The sequence below is a fragment of the Streptomyces sp. ISL-66 genome (genome assembly GCF_018614135.1).
GTDB lineage: Bacteria > Actinomycetota > Actinomycetes > Streptomycetales > Streptomycetaceae > Streptomyces.
The window spans coordinates 1-5,207 of the sequence record NZ_JAGGOW010000200.1 but is presented as its reverse complement, the minus strand read 5'-3'; the positions used below and the strand labels follow the sequence as shown (position 1 = coordinate 5,207).

The 5,207-nt window shown below is 69.0% G+C and carries 4 protein-coding genes and 1 pseudogene; all 5 read right to left on the bottom strand.

The genetic code is table 11. The features are described 5' to 3' along the window. Positions 1 to 409, bottom strand: a 409-nt coding sequence (locus J7E97_RS32370; RefSeq protein WP_215034700.1) for an ATP/GTP-binding protein, incomplete at its 3' end; no start/stop codon positions are given. After that, positions 390 to 980, bottom strand: coding sequence for a DUF742 domain-containing protein (locus tag J7E97_RS32365; RefSeq protein ID WP_215034698.1), 591 nt, complete (start codon positions 978 to 980; stop codon positions 390 to 392). The genes J7E97_RS32370 and J7E97_RS32365, both read right to left, overlap by 20 nt. Positions 981 to 1,073: 93 nt before the next feature. Continuing rightward, positions 1,074 to 1,487 (bottom strand): roadblock/LC7 domain-containing protein, encoded by a 414-nt coding sequence (locus J7E97_RS32360; protein ID WP_007266772.1) that lies wholly within the window; start codon positions 1,485 to 1,487, stop codon positions 1,074 to 1,076. Positions 1,488 to 1,497: 10 nt separating this feature from the next. Continuing rightward, positions 1,498 to 4,701 carry a nitrate- and nitrite sensing domain-containing protein gene (locus tag J7E97_RS32355; RefSeq protein ID WP_215034696.1) on the bottom strand — a complete coding sequence of 1,068 codons (3,204 nt, stop codon included), beginning with the start codon at positions 4,699 to 4,701 and terminating at the stop codon, positions 1,498 to 1,500. Between the two features lie 309 nt (positions 4,702 to 5,010). Continuing rightward, positions 5,011 to 5,207: pseudogene (locus J7E97_RS32350) on the bottom strand (ATP/GTP-binding protein); the annotation flags it as partial.

The window sequence follows — 5,207 nt, the reverse complement described above, 5'->3', positions numbered from 1 at the left end:
CGAACGGCAGGCCGCTGTTCTCGAAGTAGTCGACGGCGGGGAAGCAGTCGGCGAGACGGCGGGTGTCGACCAGTACGACGGCGCCGATGGCGCCGCGGACGAGGTCGTCCCACATGAACCAGAAGCGGTCCTGTCCGGGGGTGCCGAAGAGGTACAGGATCAGGTCCTGGTCGAGGGTGATGCGGCCGAAGTCCATGGCGACCGTGGTGGTCGTCTTGTCTCCGGTGTGGGTGAGGTCGTCGATGCCGGCGGAGGCGCTGGTCATGACGGCTTCGGTGCGCAGCGGGTTGATCTCGGAGACCGCGCCGACGAACGTGGTCTTGCCCACGCCGAAGCCGCCCGCCACCACGATCTTCGCGGAGGTGGTGGAGCGAGGAGCCGCTCCGCCGCTAGAGCTTGCGAAGTCCACTGAGCACCCTTTCGAGCAGTGTCACATCTGGCTGGCCGCCGGCGGACTCGTCGCCGCCGGGCTGGTGAATGGCGACAAGGCCGGCCTCCGCCAGGTCGGCGACGAGGATCCTGGCGACGCCGAGGGGGATGGTAAGGAGGGCCGAGATCTCGGCGACCGACTTGATCTCGATGCAGAGCCGGCAGATGCGCTGGTGCTCGGGCAACTGCCCTTGCAGACGCGCGGGATCGGCCGTGGTGCTGACCAGTGCCTCGATGGCGAGCTGGTAGCGCGGCCGGGTCCGGCCGCCGGTCATCGCGTACGGGCGCACCAGCGGATTGTGGGCCTGCGGACGCGCAGCGCGCGAAGGCTGCTGCTGAGCGGACCGGTAAGGCTGCTGGGGCTGCTGGGGCTGGCCGTACTGGGGCTGCGGCTGCTGGTAGGGCTGCCGCTGGTAGGGCTGCTGCCCCGCCGGGTTGTGCTCCGGCGCAGGCTGGTTGCTGGGAGTGGAGGGAAAGTTGAAGCGGTTCTGGTCGTGTCCACCCTGCGGCTGCTGCGCGCCGCCATAAGGATGACCTCCGGGTGTTGTCACGTTTCCTCCTCCGACTCCAAGAACGCGGTACTCCCTGTGGAACCGCGCCACCGCACCCTATGGTGCGATGGCGCGAAACGCATTGCCTGTCTGCTAGTTGAGAAGACTTCCCTGCAGCTCCGCGCGCAGGTCCGGCGTCAGTACGGTGCCCGCACGATCCACCAGAAGGGCCATCTCGTAGCCGACGAGGCCGATGTCGCACTCGGGGTGCGCCAGTACGGCCAGGGAGGATCCGTCGGAGACGGACATGAGGAAGAGGAAACCCCGGTCCATCTCGACCACGGTCTGGTTGACGGCACCGCCCTCGAAGATGCGGGAGGCCCCCGCGGTCAGCGACGTCAGCCCGGAGGCCACGGCCGCCAGCTGGTCGGCGCGGTCGCGCGGGAATCCGTCCGACATGGCCAGAAGGAGGCCGTCGGCGGATACCACCACCGTGTGGGACACCCCGGGGGTGTTGTCCACGAAGTTGGTGATCAACCAGTTCAGGTTTTGCGCCGCCTGGCTCATCGCGCTCACACTAACGCTCCTGGTCATAGCTGTTACTTGACTGCTCGGATCCCGCGTTGCGGCCCTGTTGGACGCCGCGTCGCAGGTTGCTCAACCTGCCACGGATGTCCTCCGGGGACCGGGAGACCTCGGGGCCTCCCTGCGGCGTCGTCTCCGCAGCGCCCTCGACCAGGTTGGCCTTGGGCACCCGCCGAGGGAGACCCGACTGGGTGACCCCGCCGGCCTTCGGCTCACGGAGTTTGCCGGCCTGCTGCCAGCGCTCGTCGTTGCGCGAACGCCAGGCAGCCGTGCCTTCCACATCCTCCGGGGCCGGCTCCGGTTCAGCGGGCTGCTGCTGACGCTGCGGCCGCTGCTCGAAGAGGGATCCGGAGGACTCCGCTTCCTGCTGCGCCGGCTGCCACTGCTGCTGGCTGCCGCGTCGCGGCAGGCCCGCTCCGGTCACCTGGTGACCGGTGTCGGCAGCGGCGCCCGGACTGTCGAAGCCTACGCGCTTCGGAGCCGGTTCGGGAGCGGCCGGGGATTCCGATTCGGTCCCGTAACCCTGCTGGTAGGAGCCCGAGTACGTGTTCTGCTCGGGCCACTCCGCCTGCGGGGAAGGGGAATTGTACCCACCGTCGTACGCCGGTACGTCAGCCCGCTGATCCGGGTACTCGGCTTCCGGATAGGCGTAATCCTGCTGCGGGTACGCCTCGTACTCCTGCGGGGCCTGACCGGCTTCGTAACCGGGGTCGTATCCCTGCACGGGCTGCTGCTCGTAGCCCTGGTACGGCTGGTACGCGTGTTCCGGCTGGGGTTCCGGATACTCCTCGGCGGAGTCCCCGTAGTCCGGCTGCGCCTGCGGGTAGCCCGCCTGGGCCTCCAGCGCGGCCCGACGCTCCTCGCGGGCCAGGGAACGGACGAGCGGGTCGGCGGGGAGCCCGTCGGGGCCCGGCTGGTCGGCCCGGTGGACCTCGTAGCGCGAGTCGTCGAAACCGAGCTCGGCGGCCGTGCGCTGCGGCGCGGACTGCTGCGCCTGCTGCTGCGGAATGATCGAGGAGACGGTGAAGTCGTCCTGCGGGAGGCTCTCGCCACCGCCACCGTGGGTGATGGCGTCGGGGAGCATGACCAGCGACGTGGTGCCGGCGGCCTCGCCCGAGGGGCGCAGCTGCACGCGGACGCCGTGCCGGTCGGCCAGCCGGCCGACCACGAACAGGCCCATGCGCTGCGAGATCGCGGCGTCCACGGTCGGCGGGTTGGCCAGCTTGTGGTTGATGTCCGCGAAGTCCTCGGCGGTGAGGCCGATGCCCTTGTCGTGGATCTCGACCATCACACGGCCGTCGGGCAGACGCGTCGCGTTGACGCGGACCTTGGTCTGCGGGGAGGAGAACGTGGTGGCGTTCTCCAGCAGCTCGGCGAGCAGGTGCACGAGGTCGGTCACGGCCTGGCCGTGGATCTCGGCGTCGGAGACGCCCGACAGCTCGACGCGCTCGTACTGCTCCACCTCGGAGGAGGCGGCGCGCAGGACGTCGACGAGGGGGACCGGCTGGTCCCAGCGGCGGCCCGGTTCCTCACCCGCGAGGATGAGGAGGTTCTCGCCGTTGCGGCGCATGCGGGTGGCCAGGTGGTCCAGGCGGAAGAGGTTCTCCAGCTGGTCCGGGTCGGCCTCGTTGTTCTCCAGGTCAGTGATGAGGGTCAGCTGGCCCTCGATCAGCGACTGGTTGCGCATGGAGAGGTTCGTGAAGATCGCGTTGACGTTCCCTCGCAGGAGCGCCTGCTCGGCGGCGAGCCGGACCGCTTCCCGGTGGACCTGGTCGAAGGCGCGGGCGACCTCGCCGATCTCGTCCTGGGAGTCGATGGGGATCGGCACCACCCGGGTGTCGACCTTGCCCGGGTCCGTGCGCGAGAGCTGGTCGACGAGCATCGGCAGGCGCTGCTCGGCGATGTCGAAGGCGGCTCCGCGCAGCTTGCGCATCGCGCGGCCCATCTGGCGGGCCATCATGCCGGCCAGGATGAAGGCGGCGAGGAGGGCCACGACCACGATGACACCGGTCAGGATGGCGTCGTTGCGGGCCTCGTCGGAGACCTTGACGGATTCCTTGAGGGCCTTGTCGAGGAGTTCCCTCTCGATCTCGGCGTAACCGTCGAACTTGGCGGTGGCCGCGGCCTGCCAGGCCTGCGGGGTGGTGCCGCCCTGCGCCAGCCTCTCCTTGCGCTCGCCGCCGGCTATCGCCTCGGTCATGCCGGTGAGCACGGAGTTGTTGACCACGGGCGGGGCGCGGAAGACGGTGCCGGCCTGCTCGGCCTGCTGCTTGGCGGCCGCGAGCTTGGCGGCGCCCGCCGCCGACTGCTTGCCCATGACCTCCTTGAGGCGGGCGACGTCCTCGTCGGTGCCGGCGGCGACGTACTCGCCGATGGCGATCTCTTCGAGGTACGCGTACGAGGAGAAGGCGACCAGCTGGGCCCTGCGGACGTCCTCGTTCTCGTTCGGCCGGACCAGCAGGTGCGTGCCGACGGAGCGCTGCAGCGAGTTCGCGGCCTTCGCCAGCTCGACCGCGTAGACCATGCGGCCGTACGAGGTCACGTTGCCGGTGCCGAGGCCCAGTTCGTTGGAGAACTGCATGAGGTAGTGCTGGACCAGCACATAGCCCTCTTCGGTCGGGATGGGACCCGCGGCCTTGGGGAGGTCCTTCTTCGCCGTTTCGAGCTGCGCGGCGTAGGCGCTCTTGCGGACCAGTTCGAGCTTGGGCTCCTCCTGGCGGAAGAGTTCCAGGCGGCGCTCCATGCCCTGGCCCTCGGGCACGTCCTTCACGGCTTCGGCGAACTTCGCCTTGGCCGCGTCGGTGGCGGCGTACGCCTTCAGGACGGGCTCGGAATCGCGCTGGCCCCGGAGCAGCGGCTCGGCGGTCAGGTCGCGCTCGTTGAGCAGGGCCTGGCCGTATTCGGCCGCGGCCTGGACGACGCGGGCCGTGCTCTCCGCGTCCTTGGCCTCGTTCCAGGTGTCGATGGAGCCCTTCACCTGGAAGCCGCCCATGACCAGTCCCACGAGGACGGGGACGAGCAGGATGGCGTTCAGCCTGGTCGGCACGCGCCAGTTGCGGGGCGAGAACCTGCTGGCGGATCCGCTCTTCGCGGGGGCGTCCATGGGTACGCCGATGGTCGACGTGGCCGCGCGCGGGGGCGGCGTGAAGTTGCCGCGCGCGGGTTCATCCGCGGGGCTCGAGTTGCTTCGCCTCACTCGACCAACAACCTCTCGGCGGTGCTACTAGCTAGTTCGTTGAATTCCAGCACGGTTAACGGCCGTGTTCCAAACAGTTGAAATCGGCCATGGAAAGAGTCTTATGCCCCACATAAACCGGACATAAAGAGCTTCCTGCGGCAAATGCGGGGCCCGTTGTGAGCGCAGTGACACCGGGCGAACGCACCGTGTCGCCAACTACCGGCAATTCTCTGTCGAAACGTTATGAACGAAAGGGGGCGGGCCGTGTCCTAAGACACAGCCCGTCCCCCAAACATGTGATGCGCCACATGGAGCGCGGGAGCGCCGTTACTTGAGCCGTGCCATGAGGGCGTGCTCGACGAGCGTGATGAGTGCGCTCTTCGCGTCTCCGCGGTGGCGGGCGTCGGTGGTGATGATCGGAGCGCCCGGCCCGATCTGCAGGGCCTCGCGGACTTCCTCCGGGGTGTACGGCTGGTGCCCCTCGAAGCCGTTGAGCGCCACCACGAACGGCAGGCCGCTGTTCT

What these genes read in the sequence shown, in the direction of transcription:
- J7E97_RS32360 (WP_007266772.1), bottom strand. Translation starts at nt 1,487, where the DNA reads ATGAGCCAGGCGGCGCAAAACCTGAACTGGTTGATCACCAACTTCGTG.